Origin of the sequence: Streptomyces glaucosporus (assembly GCF_039533345.1) — a bacterium.
Classification (GTDB): Bacteria; Actinomycetota; Actinomycetes; order Streptomycetales; family Streptomycetaceae; genus Streptomyces; species Streptomyces glaucosporus.
Genome location: NZ_BAAATJ010000028.1, coordinates 63,259 through 84,520 on the forward strand (window position 1 = coordinate 63,259; position 21,262 = coordinate 84,520).

General features: G+C 74.6%; 20 protein-coding genes. 11 read left to right on the forward strand and 9 right to left on the reverse strand.

Annotated elements, in window-relative coordinates; translation table 11 throughout:
• Positions 1-11: 11 nt before the first annotated feature.
• The 4 genes from ABD358_RS23775 to ctaC form a co-directional block, all read right to left on the reverse strand.
• Positions 12-1,223 (reverse strand): L,D-transpeptidase, encoded by a 1,212-nt coding sequence (locus tag ABD358_RS23775; protein WP_344633164.1) that lies wholly within the window; start codon positions 1,221-1,223, stop codon positions 12-14.
• A 103-nt stretch (positions 1,224-1,326) separates the two neighbouring features.
• Positions 1,327-1,725: a cytochrome c oxidase subunit 4 gene (locus ABD358_RS23780; RefSeq protein WP_344633165.1), complete on the reverse strand. Its 399-nt coding sequence runs from the start codon at positions 1,723-1,725 to the stop codon at positions 1,327-1,329.
• Positions 1,722-3,464 (reverse strand): aa3-type cytochrome oxidase subunit I, encoded by a 1,743-nt coding sequence (gene ctaD, locus ABD358_RS23785; protein WP_344633166.1) that lies wholly within the window; start codon positions 3,462-3,464, stop codon positions 1,722-1,724. Before ctaD ends, ABD358_RS23780 begins: the two co-directional genes overlap by 4 nt.
• Before the next feature lie 3 nt (positions 3,465-3,467).
• On the reverse strand, positions 3,468-4,412 hold the full coding sequence (gene ctaC, locus ABD358_RS23790; protein ID WP_344633167.1) for an aa3-type cytochrome oxidase subunit II: 945 nt from the start codon (positions 4,410-4,412) through the stop codon (positions 3,468-3,470).
• A gap of 242 nt (positions 4,413-4,654) precedes the next feature.
• On the opposite strand from ctaC, the gene ABD358_RS23795 reads away from it, so the two are divergent.
• Positions 4,655-6,079, forward strand: coding sequence for a cysteine desulfurase/sulfurtransferase TusA family protein (locus tag ABD358_RS23795; RefSeq protein WP_344633168.1), 1,425 nt, complete (start codon positions 4,655-4,657; stop codon positions 6,077-6,079).
• Positions 6,080-6,160: 81 nt separating this feature from the next.
• On the opposite strand, the gene ABD358_RS23800 is transcribed toward ABD358_RS23795, so the two are convergent.
• Entirely contained in the window at positions 6,161-7,135 is a 975-nt protein-coding gene (locus tag ABD358_RS23800) for a carbohydrate kinase family protein (protein WP_344633169.1), read from the reverse strand.
• 243 nt (positions 7,136-7,378) lie between these two features.
• Between ABD358_RS23800 and ABD358_RS23805 the strand changes: the two genes are divergently transcribed.
• Positions 7,379-8,905, forward strand: coding sequence for a hypothetical protein (locus ABD358_RS23805; protein WP_344633170.1), 1,527 nt, complete (start codon positions 7,379-7,381; stop codon positions 8,903-8,905).
• 120 nt (positions 8,906-9,025) lie between these two features.
• On the opposite strand, the gene erpA is transcribed toward ABD358_RS23805, so the two are convergent.
• Positions 9,026-9,382, reverse strand: a complete 357-nt coding sequence (gene erpA / locus ABD358_RS23810) for an iron-sulfur cluster insertion protein ErpA (RefSeq protein ID WP_344633171.1) — start codon at positions 9,380-9,382, stop codon at positions 9,026-9,028.
• A gap of 245 nt (positions 9,383-9,627) precedes the next feature.
• On the opposite strand from erpA, the gene nadA reads away from it, so the two are divergent.
• Positions 9,628-10,833: a quinolinate synthase NadA gene (gene nadA / locus ABD358_RS23815; RefSeq protein ID WP_425576404.1), complete on the forward strand. Its 1,206-nt coding sequence runs from the start codon at positions 9,628-9,630 to the stop codon at positions 10,831-10,833.
• Positions 10,834-10,892: 59 nt separating this feature from the next.
• Positions 10,893-11,798 carry a GNAT family N-acetyltransferase gene (locus ABD358_RS23820; protein WP_344633173.1) on the forward strand — a complete coding sequence of 302 codons (906 nt, stop codon included), beginning with the start codon at positions 10,893-10,895 and terminating at the stop codon, positions 11,796-11,798.
• Positions 11,799-11,844: 46 nt separating this feature from the next.
• On the opposite strand, the gene pspAA is transcribed toward ABD358_RS23820, so the two are convergent.
• Both pspAA and ABD358_RS23830 read right to left on the reverse strand, forming a co-directional pair.
• Entirely contained in the window at positions 11,845-12,144 is a 300-nt protein-coding gene (pspAA, locus tag ABD358_RS23825; protein WP_344633174.1) for a PspA-associated protein PspAA, read from the reverse strand.
• A gap of 109 nt (positions 12,145-12,253) precedes the next feature.
• Positions 12,254-13,042, reverse strand: a complete 789-nt coding sequence (locus ABD358_RS23830; protein ID WP_344633187.1) for a PspA/IM30 family protein — start codon at positions 13,040-13,042, stop codon at positions 12,254-12,256.
• Between the two features lie 252 nt (positions 13,043-13,294).
• Here ABD358_RS23830 and ABD358_RS23835 point away from each other — a divergent pair, with 252 nt between their 5' ends.
• The 4 genes from ABD358_RS23835 to ABD358_RS23850 all read left to right on the forward strand — a co-directional run bounded on the left by ABD358_RS23835 (position 13,295) and on the right by ABD358_RS23850 (position 17,786).
• Positions 13,295-13,897, forward strand: a complete 603-nt coding sequence (locus ABD358_RS23835; RefSeq protein ID WP_344633175.1) for a DUF3043 domain-containing protein — start codon at positions 13,295-13,297, stop codon at positions 13,895-13,897.
• Positions 13,898-13,942: 45 nt separating this feature from the next.
• Positions 13,943-14,659, forward strand: coding sequence for a class I SAM-dependent methyltransferase (locus ABD358_RS23840; protein ID WP_344633176.1), 717 nt, complete (start codon positions 13,943-13,945; stop codon positions 14,657-14,659).
• A 91-nt stretch (positions 14,660-14,750) separates the two neighbouring features.
• Complete coding sequence (locus ABD358_RS23845) at positions 14,751-16,637, forward strand: ABC transporter ATP-binding protein (protein WP_425576405.1); 1,887 nt, start codon at positions 14,751-14,753, stop codon at positions 16,635-16,637.
• An 84-nt stretch (positions 16,638-16,721) separates the two neighbouring features.
• On the forward strand, positions 16,722-17,786 hold the full coding sequence (locus ABD358_RS23850) for a S1C family serine protease (protein ID WP_344633178.1): 1,065 nt from the start codon (positions 16,722-16,724) through the stop codon (positions 17,784-17,786).
• Positions 17,787-17,856: 70 nt separating this feature from the next.
• Here ABD358_RS23850 and ABD358_RS23855 read toward each other — a convergent pair whose 3' ends face one another.
• On the reverse strand, positions 17,857-18,069 hold the full coding sequence (locus ABD358_RS23855) for a hypothetical protein (RefSeq protein ID WP_344633179.1): 213 nt from the start codon (positions 18,067-18,069) through the stop codon (positions 17,857-17,859).
• 123 nt (positions 18,070-18,192) lie between these two features.
• Here ABD358_RS23855 and ABD358_RS23860 point away from each other — a divergent pair, with 123 nt between their 5' ends.
• The 3 genes from ABD358_RS23860 to ABD358_RS23870 all read left to right on the forward strand — a co-directional run.
• A complete protein-coding gene (locus ABD358_RS23860; RefSeq protein WP_344633180.1) occupies positions 18,193-19,440 on the forward strand; it encodes a bifunctional adenosylcobinamide kinase/adenosylcobinamide-phosphate guanylyltransferase in 1,248 nt (415 codons plus the stop codon).
• Positions 19,441-19,483: 43 nt separating this feature from the next.
• Positions 19,484-20,620: a nicotinate-nucleotide--dimethylbenzimidazole phosphoribosyltransferase gene (locus ABD358_RS23865; RefSeq protein ID WP_344633181.1), complete on the forward strand. Its 1,137-nt coding sequence runs from the start codon at positions 19,484-19,486 to the stop codon at positions 20,618-20,620.
• Between the two features lie 12 nt (positions 20,621-20,632).
• On the forward strand, positions 20,633-21,262 hold a 630-nt coding region (locus tag ABD358_RS23870; RefSeq protein WP_344633182.1), incomplete at its 3' end, for an adenosylcobinamide-GDP ribazoletransferase.

A 21,262-nucleotide genomic window follows, 5' to 3' on the forward strand; every position in this document is an offset into this window, starting at 1 on the left:
TCGTGTCGGGGTCAGTTCCGCCCGGCGCGGAGGGCGCTGCCCTTCCGCCACTCCTCCCAGGACAGGTTCCAGTCGCCGAAGCCGTTGCCGAAGGCGGGCATCTCCGGGGAGTCCGCCAGGCCGTCGACGTAGCGGACGACGTCGCCCTGCCGGACGGTGGTGAAGAACCAGCGGGCGTTCTCCACGCTCATCCCCGTGCAGCCGTGGCTGACGTTGTCCCGGCCGTGCGATCCGGCCGACCAGGGCGCGGCGTGGACGTACTCGCCGCTCTCGGTGAGCTGTGTGGCCCACTGCACGGGCAGGTCGTAGGACTCGGGACTGCCCGCGGGGATGCCGATGCTGGTGCCGGTCATCCGGACGTTGGCCTGCCGCCCGAGGACCACCTTGACGCCCTGCCGGGTGCGGAACCCGGGCTTGCCGGTGGTGACCGGGAGGGTCTTGAGGGTCTTGCCGTTCCTCCTGACGGTCATCCGGGTGCTGTCGATGTCCACGACGGCCTCGACGCGGTCCCCCGTCCGGATGCTCAGGGGCCTCGTCTCGCCGCCGCGCAACCCCTTCCGGATCCACACGCCCTCCAGGGAGCTGCGGACCACGATCGTGGCGTGCGCGGGCCAGTAGGCGCGCGGGCGGTAGTGCAGCGTCCTGCCGTCCACCCAGTACCAGGAGCCCTCGGCCGCCGAGGGCGTGGACTCGACCTTCAGCGCGCGCTCCACGATCGCGCGCTCCCCGCGGTTCTCGACGGCCCGGTCGAGTTCGGCCGTGATGGGCTGGCCCACGCCGTAGGTGCCGCGGGCCGGGCCGAAGACGACGCCGAGTTCCCTGTCGCCCTCGGCCGGGCGGGTGGTGAGGCCGGCGGTACGGCGGCCGGGAACGCCGTCCTTCTCGGTGCCGACCACGACGGTGTAGCTCGTCGCGGCGGCCGGCGGAGTGGTGCTGCGCCAGCGGGCGCCGTCGGCGGAGAGCTCGCCGTCCAGCGGGCGGCCCGCCGTGTCGACCACGCGGACGGCGGTGATCCGGCTGCCGTCTCGTGCGGTGATTTCCAGGGGCCGGTCCGGGTCCACGGCCCGGCCGTCCTCCCCTGCGCTCAGTGCGACCTGCGCGGTGGCGTCCTGCGGGGCCGCGTCCGAAGGGCGGTCGTCGCGGCCGCAGGCGGCGGGTCCCACCGCCAGCGGCGCGAGTATCAGGAAGCAGAGCAGTGCTGTCCCGCGTGATCCTCGGCTCATGCTGCAAAGGTAGGAACGCCGCTCGGAACGGACGAGCCGGATACGTACGAACGGGTCACCTCCGGAGCGTGTCCGGAGGTGACCCGTTCGTGGCGGGGAAGGGTTACTGGTTCTGGTTCTCCCCGTGGTAGTACTCGAGGACCCAGCCGAAGAGGCCGACGAGCAGCAGCGGCGCGGAGATCAGCATGAACCACCAGCCGATGGCGACGCCCACGAAGGCGAACGCGCACCCCGCGGCCAGGGCCAGCGGCTGCCAGCTGTGCGGGCTGAAGAAGCCCAGCTCGCCGGCGTCGTCGGCGACGTCCGCGTCCTTGTTGTCCTGCGCCCCGGTGTCCACCCGGCGGGCGGTGAAGACCAGGTAGTAGCCGACCATGAGGGCCAGGCCGAACGACAGGAACAGGGCCGTGGTGCCCGCGGGCTCCTTCGACCACAGGCCGTAGATGACGGCGACGGCCAGGAGGAAGACCGACAGCCAGATGAACATGCGTCCCTGGATCTTCACTTGCCGGCCTCCTTGGCGCCGGAGAGGACCTTGCCCTCGGGACCCTGGTTGTTCTCCAGCTGGTCGACGGCCGAGATCTCCGGGTGGTGCAGGTCGAACGCCGGGGATTCGGAGCGGATCCGCGGCAGGGAGACGAAGTTGTGCCTCGGCGGCGGGCAGGAGGTGGCCCACTCCAGGGAGCGGCCGTAACCCCACGGGTCGTCCACCTCGATCTTCGGCGCGTACTTGGCCGTCTTCCAGACGTTGTAGAAGAACGGCAGGAGCGAGGCTCCGAGCAGGAACGAGCCGATGGTGGAGATGGTGTTGAGCCCGGTGAAGCCGTCGGCGGCCAGGTAGTCGGCGTACCGGCGGGGCATGCCCTCCGCGCCCAGCCAGTGCTGGACGAGGAACGTGGCGTGGAAGCCGATGAACAGCGTCCAGAAGGTGATCTTGCCGAGCCGCTCGTCGAGCATCTTGCCGGTGAACTTCGGCCACCAGAAGTGGAAGCCGGCGAACATCGCGAAGACCACCGTGCCGAACACCACGTAGTGGAAGTGCGCCACCACGAAGTACGAGTCCGAGACGTGGAAGTCCATCGGCGGGGAGGCCAGGATGACGCCGGTCAGACCGCCGAAGAGGAACGTGACCAGGAAGCCCACGGACCACAGCATCGGGGTCTCGAAGCTCAGCGACCCCTTCCACATCGTGCCGATCCAGTTGAAGAACTTCACACCGGTCGGCACCGCGATCAGGAAGGTCATGAAGGAGAAGAACGGCAGGAGCACGCCGCCCGTGACGTACATGTGGTGCGCCCAGACCGTCACCGACAGGCCCGCGATCGCGATCGTCGCGGCCACCAGGCCGACGTAGCCGAAGATCGGCTTGCGGCTGAAGACCGGGACGACCTCGGAGATGATGCCGAAGAACGGCAGCGCGATGATGTACACCTCGGGGTGGCCGAAGAACCAGAACAGGTGCTGCCACAGCAGCGCGCCGCCGTTGGAGGCGTCGAAGATGTGGCCGCCGAACTTCCGGTCGTACTCCAGGGCGAAGAACGCGGCCGCCAGCACCGGGAAGGCCAGGAGCACCAGCACGCTGGTCAGCAGGATGTTCCAGGTGAAGATCGGCATCCGGAACATCGTCATGCCCGGGGCGCGCATGCAGATGATCGTGGTGATGAAGTTGACCGAGCCCAGGATCGTGCCGAAGCCGGACAGGCCCAGGCCCATGATCCACAGGTCGGCGCCCACGCCCGGGGTGTGGACGGTGTCCGACAGCGGGGTGTAGGCGGTCCAGCCGAAGTCGGGGGCGCCCTCGGGGGTGAGGAAGCTCGCCAGCGCGATCGTGGAGCCGAACGAGAACAGCCAGTAGGCGAACATGTTCAGCCGCGGGAACGCCACGTCGGGCGCGCCGATCTGCAGCGGCATGATCCAGTTCGCGAACCCGGCGAACAGAGGGGTGGCGAACATCAGCAGCATGACCGTGCCGTGCATGGTGAACGCCTGGTTGAACTGCCCGTTCGACATGAAGTGCATGCCCGGGCGGGCCAGCTCGGCGCGCATGAACAGGGCGATGACGCCGCCGATGCAGAAGAAGACGAACGAGGTGGTCAGGTACAGCGTGCCGATCGTCTTGTGGTCCGTGGTGGTCAGCCACTGGATCACACGATTGCCGCGCTCTTTCCGGCGCAGGGGCGCAGGGGTGTCCGCCGGCCCGTCCGTAGAGCCGACGGCACCCTGGGATTCGTTGAGGATGCTCACGGGTTACTGGCCTTCGCGTTCTTGGCGGGCTCCGCCCGCCGGGATGTAGCCGGTCTGGCCCTTCTCCGCCAGTTCCTCCAGGTGCTGCTGGTAGCGCTCCGGGGAGACGACCTTGACGTTGAACAGCATCCGGGCGTGGTCCACGCCGCACAGCTCGGCGCACTTGCCCTTGAAGGTGCCCTCCCTGGTGGGGGTCACCTCGAACTGGTTGGTGTGGCCCGGGATGACGTCCTGCTTGAACAGGAACGGAACCACCCAGAAGGAGTGGATGACATCCCTGGAGGTGAGGATGAAGCGGACCTTCTCGCCCTTCGGCAGCCACAGCGTCGGGCCCGGGTCGCCGTTCTGCGGGTTCCGGTCGCCCGGCGTGCCGGCCACGTGGACGCCCTCGGCGCCCTCGGGGACGGTCTCCAGCATGCTGTCGGGGATGCCCTGCAGCTCGTTGGCGTCCAGGTTGGAGGTGGAGGGGTCGCCGTCCACGTCCTCCAGGTAGTTGAAGCCCCAGCTCCACTGGTAGCCGACCACGTTGATGACGTGGTCGGGCTTCTCCGAGAGCTCCAGGAGCTTCGACTCGTCACGAGCCGTGAAGTAGAAGAGCACCGAGATGATGATGAGCGGGACCACCGTGTACAGCGCCTCGATGGGCATGTTGTACCGGGTCTGCGGAGGTACCTCGACCTTGGTCCTGGTGCGCCGGTAGACGATGACGCACCACAGGATCAGGCCCCACACCAGGACACCCACGGCGAGCGCGGCCGCCCACGAGCCCTGCCACAGGGAGAGGATCCGCGGCGCCTCCTCCGTGACCGGGGTGGGCATACCGAGTCGAGGGAAGTCCTCGTATGTGCAACCGGTGGCGGTCGCCAGGACCAGGCCCGCAGCCAGCGCCTGCGGCAGCTTCCGCCGCATCGGGCGCCGCGACGAGCGGTCGGAGCCGTTGGGACTCACGTAGCGCCTTCCCGAGAGTCTCGCCCGCTCAGCCCGGGCTCGGCCGTTGAGGTCGGGCGCCGGCCCTGGCGCGGGCAGGGTTTGGATGTTTATGCGGACCAAACCCTACTCGACGCCTTCCGGGGCCACATCGGGAGGGTGCCCAACGCGCCGCGCGGCCCTCCGATGGGGTGGAATCGTCTGCTCCGCGGCCACTTCGGCCTCCCGGGGCGCCGCGCGGGGGCGCGCGCTAGCGTGCTGGTGTGCCCTACTTCGACGCCGCCTCCTCCCTTCCCCTGCACCCCGTCGCGCGGCAGGCGCTGCTCGCCGCCCTGGACGAGGGGTGGGCCGATCCCGCCCGGCTGCACCGCGAGGGGCGGCGGGCCCGGCTCCTGCTGGACGCCGCGCGCGAGGCCGCCGCCGAGGCGGTGGGCTGCCGGCCGGACGAACTCTCCTTCACCTCCTCCGGCACCCGGGCCCTGCACACCGGCATCGCGGGCGCGCTCGCCGGACGGCGGCGGGCCGGCCGGCGCCTGGTGGTCTCCGCGGTGGAGCACTCCGCCGTGCTCCACGCGGCACGGGCCCACGAGGCGAACGGCGGCGTGGTGGAAGAGGTTCCCGTGGACCGCGCCGGACGGGTGGACGCGGACGGTTTCGGCGCCGCGCTGCGCGGGGACACCGCGCTGGCCTGCCTCCAGTCGGCGAACCACGAGGTGGGCACCGAGCAGCCGGTCGCCGAGGCGGCGGAGTTCTGCGCGGAGGCGGGGGTGCCGCTGCTGGTGGACGCCGCCCAGTCACTGGCGTGGGGGCGGGTGCCCGGCCGGTGGTCGCTGCTGGCGGCCAGCGCGCACAAGTGGGGCGGTCCGGGCGGGGTCGGGCTGCTGGTGGTGCGCAAGGGGGTGCGGTTCTCCCCGCCGCAGCCCGCGGACGAGCGGGAGTCGGGGCGCTCGCCGGGCTTCGCCGACCTCCCCGCGATCGTCGCGGCGGCGGCCTCCCTGCGGGCCGTGCGCGAGGGGGCGGCCGCCGAGGCGGCCCGGCTGCGCGCCCTGGTGGACCGCATCCGCGCGCGGGTGCCCGAACTGGTCCCGGACGTGGAGGTGGTGGGCGATCCGGTGCGGCGGCTGCCGCACGTGGTCACCTTCTCCTGCCTGTACGTCGACGGCGAGGCCCTGCTCCACGCCCTGGACCGGGCGGGCTTCTCCGTCTCCTCGGGCTCGTCGTGCACCTCCGACACGCTGGCGCCCAGCCACGTCCTGCGCGCGATGGGGGTGCTCTCGGAGGGCAACGTCCGCGTCTCCCTGCCGCCGGGCACGGCGCGGGAGGACGTGGACGCCTTCCTGGAGGCGCTGCCCGAGGCGGTGCGGCAGGTGCGCGCCCACCTCGACGTGCCCGCGGCGGAGTCCGGGGCCGCGGCGCGGGCCGGGTCCGCGCCGGAGTCCGGGCCCGCGCCCGGGGGGCGGGGGGACGCCGGGGCCCCTCCGCTGACCGTCGACTCCCGGGGCAAGCGGTGCCCGGTCCCGGTGATCGAGCTGGCGAAGGTCATCGGCGAGGTCCCGGTGGGGGGCACGGTCGTGCTGCTCGCCGACGACGAGGCGGCCCGGCTGGACGTCCCGGCCTGGTGCGAGATGCGCGGCCACGAGTACCTGGGCGCGGACGGCCACACGTACCGCGTGCGCCGCCGCGTCTGACGCCTCCTCGCGCACCGCCGCGCCGCCTCCGGGGCCCGGGCGCCCTCCTGCGCGCGTCCCCGCCGCCCCCGGGGGCGGGCGTCAGGACAGGCAGGCCCGGACCTCGGCCGCCGCGTCGTGGCCGTACGCCTTGGTGAAGCGCTCCAGGAAGTGGCTCCGCCGCAGCTCGTACTCCTGGGTGCCCAGCGTCTCGATCACCAGGGTGGCGAGCATGCAGCCGAGCTGGGCCGCCCGCTCCAGCCCCAGCTCCCAGGCCAGGCCCGACAGGAAGCCGGCGCGGAAGGCGTCGCCGACGCCCGTCGGGTCGACCTTGGCCTCCTCCCGGGGGCAGGGGACGGTGACCGGCTCCTCGCCCTCCCGCTCGATGCGCACGCCCTTCGAGCCCAGCGTGGTGACGCGGGTGCCGACGCGCCGGAGGACCTCCTCGGCGCTCCAGCCGGTCTTGCTCTCGACGAGGGCCGCCTCGTACTCGTTGGTGAACAGGTAGGCGGCGCCCTCGGTGAGGTTGCGGATCTCCTCGCCGTCCATCCGGGCGAGCTGCTGGGAGTAGTCGGCGGCGAAGGGGACGGAGCGGGCGCGGCACTCCTCGGTGTGGCGCATCATCGCCTCGGGGTCGTCGGCGCCGATGTGCACCAGGTCCAGTCCGCCGACCCGGTCGGCGACGGCCTTCAGCTCGATCAGCCGGGCCTCGCTCATCGCGCCGGTGTAGAAGGAGCCGATCTGGTTGTGGTCGGCGTCGGTGGTGCACACGAAGCGCGCGGTGTGCAGGACCTCGGAGATGCGCACCGAGTCGGTGTCCACCCCGTGCCGCTCCAGCCAGGCGCGGTACTCCTCGAAGTCGGCGCCCGCCGCGCCGACGAGGACCGGGCGCACCCCGAGCTGGCCCATGCCGAAGCAGATGTTCGCGGCGACCCCGCCCCGCCGGACGTTGAGGGTGTCGACCAGGAACGACAGGGAGACCGTGTGGAGCTGGTCGCCGACGAGCTGGTCGGCGAAGCGGCCGGGGAAGGTCATCAGATGGTCGGTGGCGATGGAGCCGGTGACAGCGATACGCACGGGGACTGCTCCTGGGAGAGGTCGGACGGCAAACAGCACAACGCTACTTCCTCGGTCCGCCCGTCCGCCGCGGGGCGGGTGGACCGGGAGGCCGGAGGGAACCGTTCGCGCCCCGGCCCCGTCCCATCGGCGTCCTCCCCGGCGCGGGGCGCGCGGCGGAGGGCGGGCGCGGGAAGGCGTGCCCGCGCAGGCAGGGAACAGCGAGTACTCGGGCACCAGGTGCACGGACGAAGGAGCGATGCGGTGAGCGCCGATCACACCCCGGAGACCACCCGACCGCGGCGACGCGGGATGACGACCGTCTCGGTGGCCCTCGCCGTCCTGCTGGCCGGAGGCGGCGGCGCGTACTGGGCCTCCACCGCCTCCGGCGGCGGGCCGGCGGAGGCGGCCCGGGACGGCGCGGACGGCAGGCCGTCCCCGCTGGTCCTGGACGGCTACGGCGGGCAGCCGCCGGCCGGGCGCGGGGTCGCCCCCGGTGAGCCCGCGCCCGGCGGGGGCCCCTTGTACAAGGCGGCGCGGCCGCTGCCGAAGGGACCGGAGAGGGCGCCGGCCTACCGGATCGTCGTCGACGTCGACCGGAAGGAGGTCGCCCGGCTGGCGGAGGCGCTGGAGGTGCCCGGCGACGTCCGCGAGAGGGACGGCGTCTGGACGGCCGGCGGCGAGGGCCGGTCGCTCACCGTGGACGGCACCACGGGCGCGTGGTCGTTCACCGGGACGGTTCCGCTGAAGGCCGGGGACGTCTCCGAGAAGGAGGCGAAGGAGGCGGCCGCGCCCGTCGTCGAGGCGCTCGGGCTGGAGGACGCCGAGGTGGACGCCGGGCGGACGCGGGGCGGGCTGCGGATCGTCCGGGTCGAGCCGCGGCAGGACGGGCTGCCCGTGGACGGCCGGGCGACGGAGATCGGGGTCGGCGGCCGGGGGGCGCTCGCGAGCGGCAGCGGGCTGCTGGCCGGGGCGGCGAAGGCCGGCGGGGGCGCGGAGTATCCGGTGATGAGCGCCGGGGACACCCTCGCGGCGCTCAACGAGCGCAGCGGCCGGGTCGAGCTGGGCCTGCGGTGCTCCGATCCCTCCGGCGGAGGCGCGGACAAGGGCCTGGACAAGGGTCCGGGCAAGGACCTGGACAAGGACCTGGGCAAGGGGGCCGTGGAGCCGGGGCCCGGGAAGCCCGGGGCGGGCGGGCCGGACGTCGTCCCGCCCGCGGACGGCGACCCGGAGGGGCCGGGCGGGGCCGGGGGCGCCGGGCCCTGCGGACCGTCGGGGAAGCGGGAGACCGTGGAGGTGACGGACGCCTCGTTCGGACTCTCGGCGTACCCGTCCGAGGGGCGTGAACTGCTGGTGCCGTCCTGGCTGTTCGAGGTTGCGGCGCCGGGCGGGGAGCCGTACACCGTGGCCCACCCGGCGGTGGAGCCGGAGTACCTGGCGCCGTCCGGCGGGGACGGCGCGGAGTCGGCGCCGGCCGGCCCGGGCGCGGGGCCGGAGGAGCCGGCGCGGACCGCGACCCGCGTCGACGAGTACGGGCCCGGGGACCGCACGCTCACCGTCCACTTCTGGGGCGGCGTGTGCAGCGACTACACCGCGTCCGCCGAGGAGACCGGGGAGACGGTGACGATCCGGATCTCGGAGAAGGAGAGGAACCCGGGCAGGGCCTGCGTCGCCGTCGCCAAGGCGATGACGGCGGAGGTCGCGCTGGAGAAGCCGGTCGGCGACCGGAAGGTCCTCGACGAGGAGGGCGAGCCGCTGCCGGAGGGCGACCCCGCGGAGGAGCGGCGGTAACGGTCCGGGCGGAGGCGGCGCGGACGCGCCGGAGGGCGGTGGTACCCGGTACCGGGTACCACCGCCCTCCGCATCTCCGTCACCGGAGAGCCTCCTCGCCGCGCCCGGCGGCGGGGCGGCTCAGCTGAAGGAGTCGCCGCAGGCGCAGGAGCCCGTGGCGTTGGGGTTGTCGATGGTGAAGCCCTGCTTCTCGATGGTGTCGACGAAGTCGATGGAGGCGCCGTTGAGGTACGGGGCACTCATCCGGTCGGTGACGACCCTGACACCGTCGAACTCCTTGACGATGTCGCCGTCGAGCGACCGCTCGTCGAAGAAGAGCTGGTAACGCAGGCCGGAGCAGCCGCCGGGCTGGACGGCGACGCGCAGGGCCAGGTCGTCGCGGCCTTCCTGTTCGAGCAGGCTCTTGACCTTCGCCGCGGCAGCTTCGGACAGGATGATTCCGTCGGTCGTCGCGGCGGTCTGGTCCGATACGGACATCTGCTTCTCTCCCGGGTTGTACGGACTGCTCTGCCGCCTGACAAACAAGCGGCCTCCCGGTTTCATTCCAGGCCGGGCACGTTCTTGCGGATTTCATGCTCGCACACCCCGCCCCCGGAGGTCACTCCGCGGCGTGCGGACGGGGATGCGTCACATTGACGCGATGGGCATCGTCAAGGTGACGTGAAGCGGTTATGATAGATAACGTCAATCCGACGAAAAGGCCCGCTGAATCCGACGAAAGGGTGCGTGCCGTGAACACCGCCCAGCCCTCTTCCACCCTGCACCCGGACGACGTCCAGCCGACGCCGCTCGCCCTGCTCCTCCTCGGCCGCGAGGCCGACCCCAGGAGCGAGCGCGGGGTGGAGTGCCCCGGCGACCTGCCCGCTCCGTCGGACCCGGACCTGGTCGAGCGCGCCCGCGCGGCGAAGGAGAAGCTCGGGGAGCGCGTCTTCGTCCTCGGCCACCACTACCAGCGCGACGAGGTCATCCAGTTCGCGGACGTCACCGGCGACTCCTTCAAGCTGGCGCGGGACGCCGCGGCCCGCCCGGAGGCGGAGTACATCGTCTTCTGCGGCGTGCACTTCATGGCCGAGTCCGCCGACATCCTCACCAACGACCGGCAGCAGGTCGTCCTGCCCGACCTGGCCGCCGGCTGCTCGATGGCCGACATGGCCACCGCCGAGCAGGTCGCCGAGTGCTGGGACGTGCTCGCCGAGGCGGGCGTCGCCGACGTCACCGTCCCGGTCTCGTACATGAACTCCTCGGCCGACATCAAGGCCTTCACCGGGCGGCACGGCGGCACCATCTGCACGTCCTCCAACGCCAGGCGGGCCCTGGACTGGGCCTTCTCCCAGGGGGAGAAGGTGCTGTTCCTGCCCGACCAGCACCTGGGGCGGAACACCGCCGTGCGGGACATGGGGATGTCCCTGGAGGACTGCGTCGTCTACAACCCGCACAAGCCGGGCGGCGGACTGACCGCCGAGGAGCTGCGGGCCGCGAAGATGATCCTGTGGCGCGGCCACTGCTCGGTGCACGGCCGCTTCACCCTGGACTCGGTGAACGACGTGCGCGAGCGCGTCCCCGGCATCAACGTGCTGGTGCACCCCGAGTGCCGCCACGAGGTCGTCGCCGCCGCCGACCACGTGGGCTCCACCGAGTACATCATCAAGACCCTGGAGGCCGCCCCGGCCGGTTCGAAGTGGGCGGTCGGCACCGAGCTGAACCTGGTGCGCCGCCTGGCGAACCGTTTCGCCCCCGAGGGCAAGGAGGTCGTCTTCCTCGACCGGACGGTCTGCTTCTGCTCGACCATGAACCGGATCGACCTGCCCCACCTGGTCTGGGCCCTGGAGTCCCTGGTGGACGGCAAGGTCGTCAACCGCATCCAGGTCGACCCGGAGACCGAGAAGTTCGCCAAGCTGGCCCTGGAGCGGATGCTCGCCCTGCCGTGATCCCGCGCGGTCCCGCGACCGCGTGACCGGGCGCGGCCGCGTCGGCCAGGATGGCCGTCATGCTGCTGCGCCCGGTACGCGACAGTGACGAGGACGCCGAGGCCGTGCGCTTCGTCGCGGACGCCGCCTTCGCCGCCCCGCACCCCGTGCCGGGCGGCGGAGGCGTCCGCTTCCCCGGACCCCCGCCGGACCCGGGCGCCCCGCTCCCCGTCCCGGCCGGGCCGCGCCTCCACCACGCCCGCCACCTGGCCCGCACCGACCCGGACGGCTGCCGGCTGGCCGAGGACGCCGCGGGCCGTCCGGTCGGGGTCGTGCTGTCCTCCCGGCGGGAGGGCACCTGGAGCCTGTCCCTGCTGGCCGTCCTGCCCGGGGCGCGGGGCCGCGGGGTGGGCACGGAGCTGCTGCGGCGGGCCGCCGCGTACGGCCGGGGCTGCCTGCGCGGCATCGCCGGCGGCTCGTGCCACCCGGCGGCCGCCCGCGTCCAGCGGCGGGCGGGCTTCGAACTCCACCCGACCGTGCGGCTGTCCGGAACGGTCTCCCTGGCCCGCCTCCCCGCCCCCGACGGCGCGGTGGCCGAGGGCGGCCGGGGCGACCGGGACCTGATGGACTCGGTGGACCGGCGGCTGCGCGGCGGCGCCCACGGCCCCGACCACGAGGAACTGCTGCGCCACTGCCGGCTGCTGGTGACCGACGACTTCACCGGCAGCGGCTACTGCTACGTGCGCGAGGGCCGGGTGGAGACGCTGGCCGCCACCACCCGGCGACTGGCCACCCGGCTGCTCACGGCCGCCCTGGGCGCCGTCGGCGAGGGACGGCCCGTGCTCGTCGGCGGGCTGACCGCCGGTCAGCAGTGGGCCGTGGACGTCGGGCTGGCCGCCGGGCTGGAACTCGCCCCGGCGGGCTGGCTGGGGCTGCGCGGCATGCGCCCGCCGTCGCCGTACATCCCCTCCGAGACCCTCCCGTGAGGGCGTGCCGGGGACGCGCGGGGTTCAGGGCCGGCGGACGCCGGGGTCAGCGGGGGCCGGCGGGGATGTCGGCGGGGAACAGCCCGTCCTCGCCGAGCATGGCGCGCACCTCGTCCAGGGTGGCCTCGGGCGCCGGGAGGATCAGGTCCGAGGGCTCCAGGGAGTCGTCCGGCAGGGGCGTGCCCAGGGACCGCACGGCGTCCAGCAGGGCCGCCAGCGTCCGGCGGAAACCGGCCTCGTCGCCGTTCTCCATCTCCTCGAGCAGCTCGTCGTCCAGCGTGTTCAGGCCGGACAGGTGGCTGTCGTCCAGCCTGACCTGCCCCTCCCCCATGATCCGCACGATCACGGCGCTCCTCCTTCCGAAGGCCCGGCGGGCCGGGGCGCGGTGCCCCTCTCCCAGCTTCCCGCGGCGGGTGCGCCGCCGCACTCCCGGAGCACCCGCCGCCGGCCGGGACCTACTGCTTGTCGAACCGGGGAGTCTCCTGCTGGGGCTGCTGCTGCGCCTGGGGCTGCTGCGCCTGGCCCTGGCCGCCCTCGATGGCCTGCCGGCCCTCGCTCGTGCCGCCCGCCAGCTCCGCCTTCATCCGCTGGAGCTCCAGCTCGACGTCCGAGCCGCCGGAGATCCTGTCCAGCTCGGCCGCGATGTCGTCCTTGGCCAGGCCGCTGGGGTCGTCGAGCGCGCCGGAGGCGAGCAGCTCGTCGATCGCCCCGGCACGGGCCTGGAGCTGCGCGGTCCTGTCCTCGGCCCGCTGGATCGCCAGGCCGACGTCGCCCATCTCCTCGGAGATGCCGGAGAACGCCTCGCCGATGCGGGTCTGGGCCTGGGCGGCGGTGTAGGTGGCCTTGATGGTCTCCTTCTTGGTGCGGAAGGCGTCCACCTTCGCCTGGAGGCGCTGGGCCGCGAGGGTGAGCTTCTCCTCCTCGCCCTGGAGGGTCCGGTGCTGCTGCTCCAGATCCGTCACCTGCTGCTGGAGGGCGGCCCGGCGGGTCAGCGCCTCGCGCGCCAGGTCCTCGCGGCCGAGCGCGAGCGCCTTGCGGCCCTGGTCCTCCAGCTTGGCGGACTGCGACTGGAGCTGGTTGAGCTGGAGTTCCAGCCGCTTGCGGGACGTCGCCACGTCGGCGACCCCGCGCCGCACCTTCTGCAGCAGTTCGAGCTGCTTCTGGTAGGAGTAGTCCAGTGTCTCGCGCGGGTCCTCGGCCCGGTCCAGGGCCTTGTTGGCCTTCGCGCGGAAGATCATCCCCATACGCTTCATGACACCGCTCATGGGCCTCGCGCGCCCCCTTCGTGACGGACTGAGCCTGGCACATCGATCAGGTCCCACCCTACGGGCCCTGCTTCCATTACCGCACTGTCCGGACCCCGATGCGCTCCTCCTCCAGGACGATCGGCCCGCGGCCGTCTCCCGCCCAGGAAGTAGGGAGCCCGCAAACCGCCGTTGCCGGATCGTTCCCCGCGGGGGTGGGGTCCACACCTGGCGCCCCGTACTCTTGGCTGTGTGTTCCGAAGCCGTTCTCGTGATGAGCAGACCGCGGCCTCCCAGGAGACCGCGGAGCTGACCAAGCAGCGCCGTGACCCGCAGGCCCCCAAGGGCCGCCCGACCCCCAAGCGCAGCGAGGCCGAGGCGCTCCGCCGCGCCACGGCCAAGCCCCCGGCCGACCGCAAGGAGGCGGCCAGGCGCGCCCGTGAGGCCCGCCGCGCCGAGCTGGCCCGGCAGCGCGAGGCCCTGGCCGGCGGCGACGAGCGCTACCTCCCGCTCCGCGACCGGGGCCCGGTGCGGCGCTACGCGCGCGACTTCGTGGACGCCAAGTGGCACGTGGCGGAGTTCTTCCTGCCCCTCGCCGTGATCATCCTGATCATGAGCATGGTGCCGTCGATGCAGGTCAAGAACGCTTCCCTGCTCCTGTGGCTGGGCGTCATCGTGATGATCGTCGTCGACTCGTTCCTCACCGGCTTCCGGCTGAAGAAGGCCCTGCGCGAGCGCTTCCCCGACGAGAACCGGCGCGGCGCCGTGGCGTACGCCCTGATGCGCACCCTCCAGATGCGCCGCATGCGGCTGCCCAAGCCGCAGGTCGCCCGGGGCGAGGCCCCCCGGCGCTGAGGGACGCGAGGCTCCCGAGGACCACCGACGGACGACGAAGCACCGATGGACAACCCCATACGACAGGCCCTGGTGGCCCGGCAGCTGGAGGAGCAGATCACGGCCCGCTTCCCCGTGGGCCGGCGTCTGAAGGTCCTGGACGTGGCCCTGCGCGACGGGTACCAGGCGCTGCGGCTGGCCCGGGCCGGGCACGAGGTCACCGGTCTGGAGTCCGACCCCGCCCTGGCCGCCGCGGTCGGCCGGGTCCTGGCGGACGAGCCCGAGGGCATACGGGAGCGGACGCACGTCGTCTCCGGCGACAGCCGCAGCACCGGCGCCCACTTCCTGCCCGGCTCCTTCGACGTGGTGCTCTGCCACGGAGCGCTGGTCCCCGGTGACGAACCGGGCCCGCTGCTGGCCGGGCTGGGCCGCGTACTGGCCTCCGGCGGGCTGCTGTCGCTGCTCGTGCCCAACACCGGGGCACGGGCCATGCGGCCGGGGCTGGCCGGCGACTGGGAGGGCGCCCTGGCCGGGCTCGCCCTCTCCGACCCGGCCGACCCCGACGAGCGCGCCCTGCGCCTGGACGCCCTCACCGCCGCCCTGACCGGGATGAGCACGCCGCTGCACCGGTGGTACGGGGTGCAGGTCTTCACCGGCGGCGACACCGCCCTGCCCGACGGCGAGGAGGGCGAGCGGCTGCTGGCCGCCGAGGAGCGGGCCGGGCGCACCGACCCCTACCGCGCCGTGGCGGACGCGCTCCACCTGTGCGCCGTGCGCGACTGACCGCACCGGGCCCCCGGGGGCCGGGGCGCTCAGGTGCCCGGGGGTGTTCCGGCGTCCTCCTCCGTGACGGCCCGGACAGCCACCGACCGGAATGCGACCGGAGCGCGACCGGGCCGTGCCGACAGGCCGCGGTGGGACGGACCGCGGCGAAGCAGGCCCCGAGCGCAGGAAGGTCCCCGTGTCCGCCACCGCCCCCGCCGCCCCCGCGTCCGCCGCCGACCGGCTCCCCGCCCGGGAGACCTGGCGCGTGCTGTACACCCGCATACGCCCGCACCGGGCGCCGATCGCGCTCGGCGCCCTGCTGACGCTGATCGGCGCCGTCACCGGGCTCGCGCAGCCGCTGGCGGCCAAGGAGCTGGTGGAGCGGCTGGGCGGCGGGGAGACGATCACCTCCGTGCTGCTGGTCCTCACGGCGCTGGTGGTCCTGGGCACGGCGATCGACGCGGCCGGCGCGTACGTCCTCAACCGCACCGCCGAGTCCGTGGTGCTGGCCGCGCGCAGACAGCTCGTGGCCCGGCTGCTGCGGCTGCGGATACCGGAGGTGGAGCGCGTCCAGTCCGGCGACCTGATGTCGCGGGTCACCTCGGACACCACGCTGCTGCGGCAGGTCGCCACCACCTCCCTGGTCTCGGCCGCCACCGGCTCCCTCACGCTGGTGGCGACGATCGTTCTGATGGCCCGGCTGGACCCGGTGCTGCTGGGCGTCACCCTCGGGGTGATCGTGCTGATCGGCGGATCGCTGGTGCTGGTGATGCCGCGGATCTCGGAGGCGTCGAGGCGGGCGCAGGAGGCGGTGGGCGAGATCTCCTCGGTGCTGGAGCGCGTCTTCGGCGCGTTCCGCACGGTCAAGGCGTCCGGCGCGGAGGTCCGCGAGACGCGCGCCGTGGAGGAGGCCGCGCGGGCGGCGTGGCGGCACGGGGTGCGGGCCGCCGGATGGCACGCGGTGGCCGCGTCGTCGACCGGTCTGGCCGTCCAGGTGTCGTTCCTGGCGGTGCTGGGCGTCGGCGGGGCGCGGGTGGCCTCGGGCGCCGTGTCGGTCTCGACGCTGGTCGCGTTCCTGCTGCTGCTGTTCTACCTGATCGACCCGGTCTCCCGGCTGGTCGACGCGGCCACGCAGTACCAGGTGGGGGCGGCGGCCGTCGCCCGCATCACCGAGGCCGAGCGGCTGGAGGCCGAGCCCCGGCACGACGGCCGGGCCCGGCCCCAGGGGCCGCCCGCCCCGGTCGTCTTCGACCGCGTCGTCTTCCGCTACCGGCCGGAGCTGCCGTACGTCCACCACGGGGTGTCCTTCTCCGTGCCGGGCGGCGGGATGACCGCGTTCGTCGGCCCCTCGGGGGCGGGCAAGTCCACGGTGTTCTCGCTGCTGGAGCGGTTCTACGAGGTGAGCGGCGGCCGGGTGCTGGTCGACGGGCGCGACGTGCGCGACTGGCCGCTGCACGAGCTGCGCGCCGCGATCGGCTACGTGGAGCAGGACGCGCCCGTGCTGGCCGGGACGCTCCGGGAGAACCTGCTGTTCGCCGCCCCGGACGCCTCCGAGGAGGAGGTGCGCGAGGTGCTGGCGCGCACCCGGCTGACCGCGCTGGTGGAGCGGCTGCCGGACGGGTTGGAGACGGTCGTCGGGCACCGGGGGAGCAAGCTGTCCGGCGGGGAGCGGCAGCGGGTGGCGATAGCGCGCGCGCTGCTGCGCCGCCCCCGTCTGCTGCTGCTGGACGAGGCGACCTCGCAGCTCGACGCGGTCAACGAGCTGGCGCTGCGCGACACGGTGGCGGAGGCGGCGCGGACGACGACGGTGCTGGTCGTCGCCCACCGGCTGTCCACGGTGACGCTCGCGGACCGGATCGTGGTGATGGAGGCGGGCCGGGTGCGGGCGGTGGGCACCCACGAGGAGCTGGTGGCGGGCGACCCGCTGTACGGCGAGTTGGCGGCGACGCAGTTTCTGGCCGCTCCGGCGGGGAACGCGGACGCCCCGAAGGCGTGACGCCCCACCGGGCACGCGTCACCCCCGGAGGGGCCCGCGGAGCCGGGCGAGGCCGGGGAGGACCAGCGAAGGGGACCCGCTGCCATGACCCGTTTCCCCACGCGCGGCGGACACCGCGCGGGAGCCGCCGCCCTGTGCGCGGCGGCCGTGCTGTTCGCCGGGTGCACCGGATCGGACCCGCCCCGGGACGGCGGCGCCTCGCCGTCCCCCAGCGCCTCCGTGCCCGTCCCCGGGGGCGCCGGGGAACTGGAGGAGACGTACCGGAAGGTGGTGGACCAGGTCCTGCCGTCCGTCGTCCAGATCACCACCGAGGAGGGCCTGGGCTCGGGCGTGGTCTACGACGACCGGGGCCACATCGTCACCAACGCCCATGTGGTGGGCGACGCCGAGCGGTTCCGGGTCACCCTCGCCACCGGCCGGCAGGACCAGGCCGCCGAGCTGGTCGCCAGCTACCCGGACGAGGACCTGGCGGTCGTGAGGCTCACCGACCCGCCCGACAACCTGCGCCCGGCGTCCTTCGCCGGATCCGGCGAGGTGGACGTCGGCCAGATCGTGCTGGCCATGGGCAACCCGCTGGGGCTGTCCTCCAGCGTCACCGAGGGGATCGTCTCGGCCACCGGCCGCGCGATCAGCGAGGGCACCGCCGAGGCCGCCATCGGCGACCTGATCCAGACCTCGGCCCCGATCAACCCCGGGAACAGCGGGGGCGCCCTGGTGGACCTCTCCGGCCGGGTCGTCGGCGTCCCCACCCTGGCCGCCCGCTCCCCGGGCGGGGACGGGGGCACCGCGCCGGGCCTGGGCTTCGCCATCCCCTCCGACACCGTCCGCCACCTCGCGGACCAGATGATCGAGCACGGTGAGGTCGTCGACTCCGACGAGGCGGCGATCGAGGCGACGGTGCGCACCGTGCTGGGCGACGACTACCGGCCCGCCGGCGTCGCCCTCGTCGAGGTGGAGGGCGGCGGCGCGGCGGACGACGCCGGGCTCCGGCCGGGCGACGTCGTCACCGAGGTCGGCGGGGTCGAGACCCCGGACACGGCCGCGCTGGCGGAGGCGCTGGCCTCCCACGAGCCGGGCGACGAGGTGGAGGTCGTCCACCGGCGCGGCGGCCGGGAGCGGACGGTGACCGTCACCCTGGGCGAGCGCTGAGCCGGCCCGTTCCGCGCCCGTTGCCCTTCCGTGTCCCGGGCCGCGGCGGCCCGGGACACGGAAGGGGCGGTCAGCCCTCCTCGGCCGCGCTCAGGCTCATGGGGCCGTAGATCTCGGTGCCGTCGTCGAACAGCCGCACCTGCTCCACGCCCCCTTCCAGCAGTTCCCGCCACGTCTCGCCGAGCCAGCTCTCCGCGTCGCCCTGCGTGGAGAACTCCTCCGGCCGGACGGCCGGTTCGGTCTCCGTTCCGTCGGCCTTCTCGAATCGCCACGTCCACGCCATGTGCGCCTCCCCGGTCCGGGTTGTCCCGTCGTCCTGACTGCTTCCGTCTGCCTCATGATCCCCCGCCGGGCGCGAAGTAGTGCCGCTCGCGCGGCGGCAGGCCGGGCACGAGACGATCGTGCCGTGGAACTCACTCTGCTCGGTACCGGCGCGCCCGCCGGTCTCCCCCGGCCCGGCTGCCCCTGCGCGGCCTGCGCCACCGCCGTCGGCACGGAGGCGCGGGCGGCGACCGCCCTGCTCGTGGACGGCGTCCTGCTGCTGGACCTGACCCCCGGGCCCGCCCTGGCCGCCGCCCGGGCGGGCCGGAGCCTGCACGGCGTGCGGCAGGTGCTGCTGTCGCACCCGCACGACGGCCCCGCCCTGGAGATCCCGGCCGGGCTGCCCGCCCCGGCCCGGGTGCCCGACGGCCGGGAGCTGGCGCTGCTGGGCGGCCACCGGGTGCGCGCGGTGGCGCTGGACTCCCCGGGCACCGGCTACGAGGTCTGCGGCCCGGACGGCGGGCGCCTGCTGTACCTGCCGCCGGGTGCGGGCCCGGCGGGCCTGCCCGCGGAGGCGGGCCGCGGCACCGGGCCGGACCGGCAGACGGCGACGCCGCCCGCGCCGTACGCGCTGGTGCTCCTGGACGTCCTGGGCCGTCCCGACGCCCTCGCCCGGCTGCGGGCGGCCGGGGCCGTCGGCCCGACCACGGACGTGCTGGCCGTCCACATCGACCACGGCGCGCCGCCCGGCCCGGAGCTGCACCGCCGGCTGGCCGCGGCGGGCGCCCGCGCGGTGCCGGACGGCACCACGCTGTCGGTCGGCGACTTCCGGGCGGTCCCCGACCTGCCGCGGCGCACGCTGGTCCTGGGCGGCGCCCGCTCCGGCAAGTCCGCCGAGGCCGAGCGGCGGCTGGCGGCCTTCCCCGGGGTGCTGTACGTCGCGACGGGCGGCACGCGGGAGGGCGACGCGGAGTGGGCGGCCCGGGTCGCGGCCCACCGGGTGCGCCGCCCGGCCACCTGGCGCACCGCCGAGACCTGCGATCTGGTCCCGCTGCTCGCCGAGTCCGACGCACCGCCGCTGCTGATCGACTGCCTGTCGCTGTGGCTGACCGACGCGATGGACGCCGCCGGCGCCTGGGACGACGGCCGCTGGCGGTCCGGCGAGGCCCGGCGCGCCCTCGCCGAGCGCGTCGACGCCCTGGTGGCGGCCTTCCGTTCCACCACCCGCACGGTGGTCGCGGTGAGCAACGAGGTCGGTTCGGGCGTCGTGCCCGCCACCGCCTCCGGCCGCCGGTTCCGCGACGAGCTGGGGCGTCTGAACGCGGCGGTGGCGGCGGAGTGCGAACACGTCCTGCTGGTCACGGCGGGCACGGCCCTGTCCCTGCGCGGCTGAGCCCCGGCCGGGGGCCGGGGAGGGGGCGGTAGTGTCGGGCTCCATGAGCGACGGCAGCCTGAATCTCGACGACTTCGGGGACCTCATCGAACGCCCCGACAGCGGTGTCCGCCGGGACGCCGAGGACCGGCGTGCCCGGACCGGACTGCCGGCCGGGGCGCTGGGACGGCTGGACGAGCTGGGCGAGTGGCTGGCCGCGGCGCAGGCCCGCGTCCCCGTCGAGCCCGTCTCGCGGCCGAAGGCCGTGCTGTTCGCCGGGGACCACGGGGTGGCCCGCCTGGGCGTCTCCGCCCGGCCGGCGGGGAGCGCGCACACCCTGGTGCGGGCCGCGCTGGAGGGGACGAGCCCGGTGGCGGTGCTGGCGCGCCGGTTCGGGGTGCCCCTGCGAATCGTCGACATGTCGCTGGACTGCGATCCGGGCGACCTGCCCGGGGAGGTGACCCGCCACCGGGTGCGGCGTTCCAGCGGCCGGCTCGACGTCGAGGACAGCCTCACCCCCGAGGAGGCCGAGCGCGCCTTCCGGGCGGGGATGGCGGTCGCCGACGAGGAGGCCGACGCCGGCACCGACCTGGTCGTCCTGGGCGACATCTCCGTCGGCGGCACCACCGCGGCCGGGGTGCTGGTCGCCGCGCTGTGCGGCACCGACGCCTCGGTGGTCACCGGCCGCGGCGGGGGCCGCATCGACGACCTCGCCTGGATGCGCAAGTGCGCGGCGATCCGCGACGGGCTGCGGCGCGCCCGGCCCGTGCTGGGCGACCAGCTGAGGCTGCTGGGGGCCGTGGCCGGGGCGGACCTGACCGCGATCACCGGCTTCCTGCTCCAGTCGGCCGTGCGCCGCACCCCGGTGATCCTCGACGGTGTGGTCTCCGCCGCGTGCGCGCTGGTCGCGCAGCGCGTGGCGTTCCGGGCGCCGGACTGGTGGCTGGCCGGGCAGGCCAGCGGCGAGCCCGCGCAGGCCAAGGCGCTGGACCGGATGGCGCTCGATCCGCTGCTGGACCACGGCGTCACCGCCGGCGAGGGCACCGGCGCCCTGCTGGCCCTCCCCCTGGTCCGGGCCGCGGCGTCCCTGGCGGCGGAGCTGCCGGTGCGGCCCGAGCCGGACGGCCGGGAGGACCGGGAGGGGCGGGAGGAGACCGCGGCGGAACCGGGCGGCCGGGAGGACGCCGCGTCCGCCGGGTAGCCTGCGGCGGACATGGACACCACACCCCGGCCGTCCCAGGACCCGCCCGCTCCCCCGCCGCCCGCCACGGTGCCCGACGGCGTGCGCTTCGCCCTCGGCACGCTCACCGTGCTGCCGGTCCCGTGCACCCGCTGGGACCGGGCCGCCGCCCGGCGCGGCATGGAGTGCGCGCCGCTGGCCGGGCTGGTGGTCGGGCTGTGCGCGGCGGCGGCCGGCGCGGTCGCCCTGCTCCTCGGCCTCTCCCCGCTGTCGGCGGCGGTCGCCGCCGTGGCGGTGCCCGCCGTGCTGACCCGGGGGCTGCACCTGGACGGGCTGGCGGACGTCGCCGACGGGCTGGGCAGCGGGAGGCCCGCCGAGGGCGCGCTGGCCGTGATGAAGCGCTCCGACATCGGCCCGTTCGGGGTGGTCGCCCTCCTGCTGGTCCTCCTCGCGCAGGTCGCGGCCGTCGCGGAGCTGTACGCGGACGGCCCCGTGCGCGGGGCCGTCGCGGTGGCCGTGGCCGCCGTGGCCGCCCGGACGGCGCTGACGCTCGCCTCCCGCGAGGGCGTTCCGGCGGCCCGGCCGGAGGGGCTGGGCGCCGCGGTCGCGGGCGCGGTGCCGGTCCGGTCCGCGGTGGCGGTCGCCGCGGCGGCGGCGCTCGTC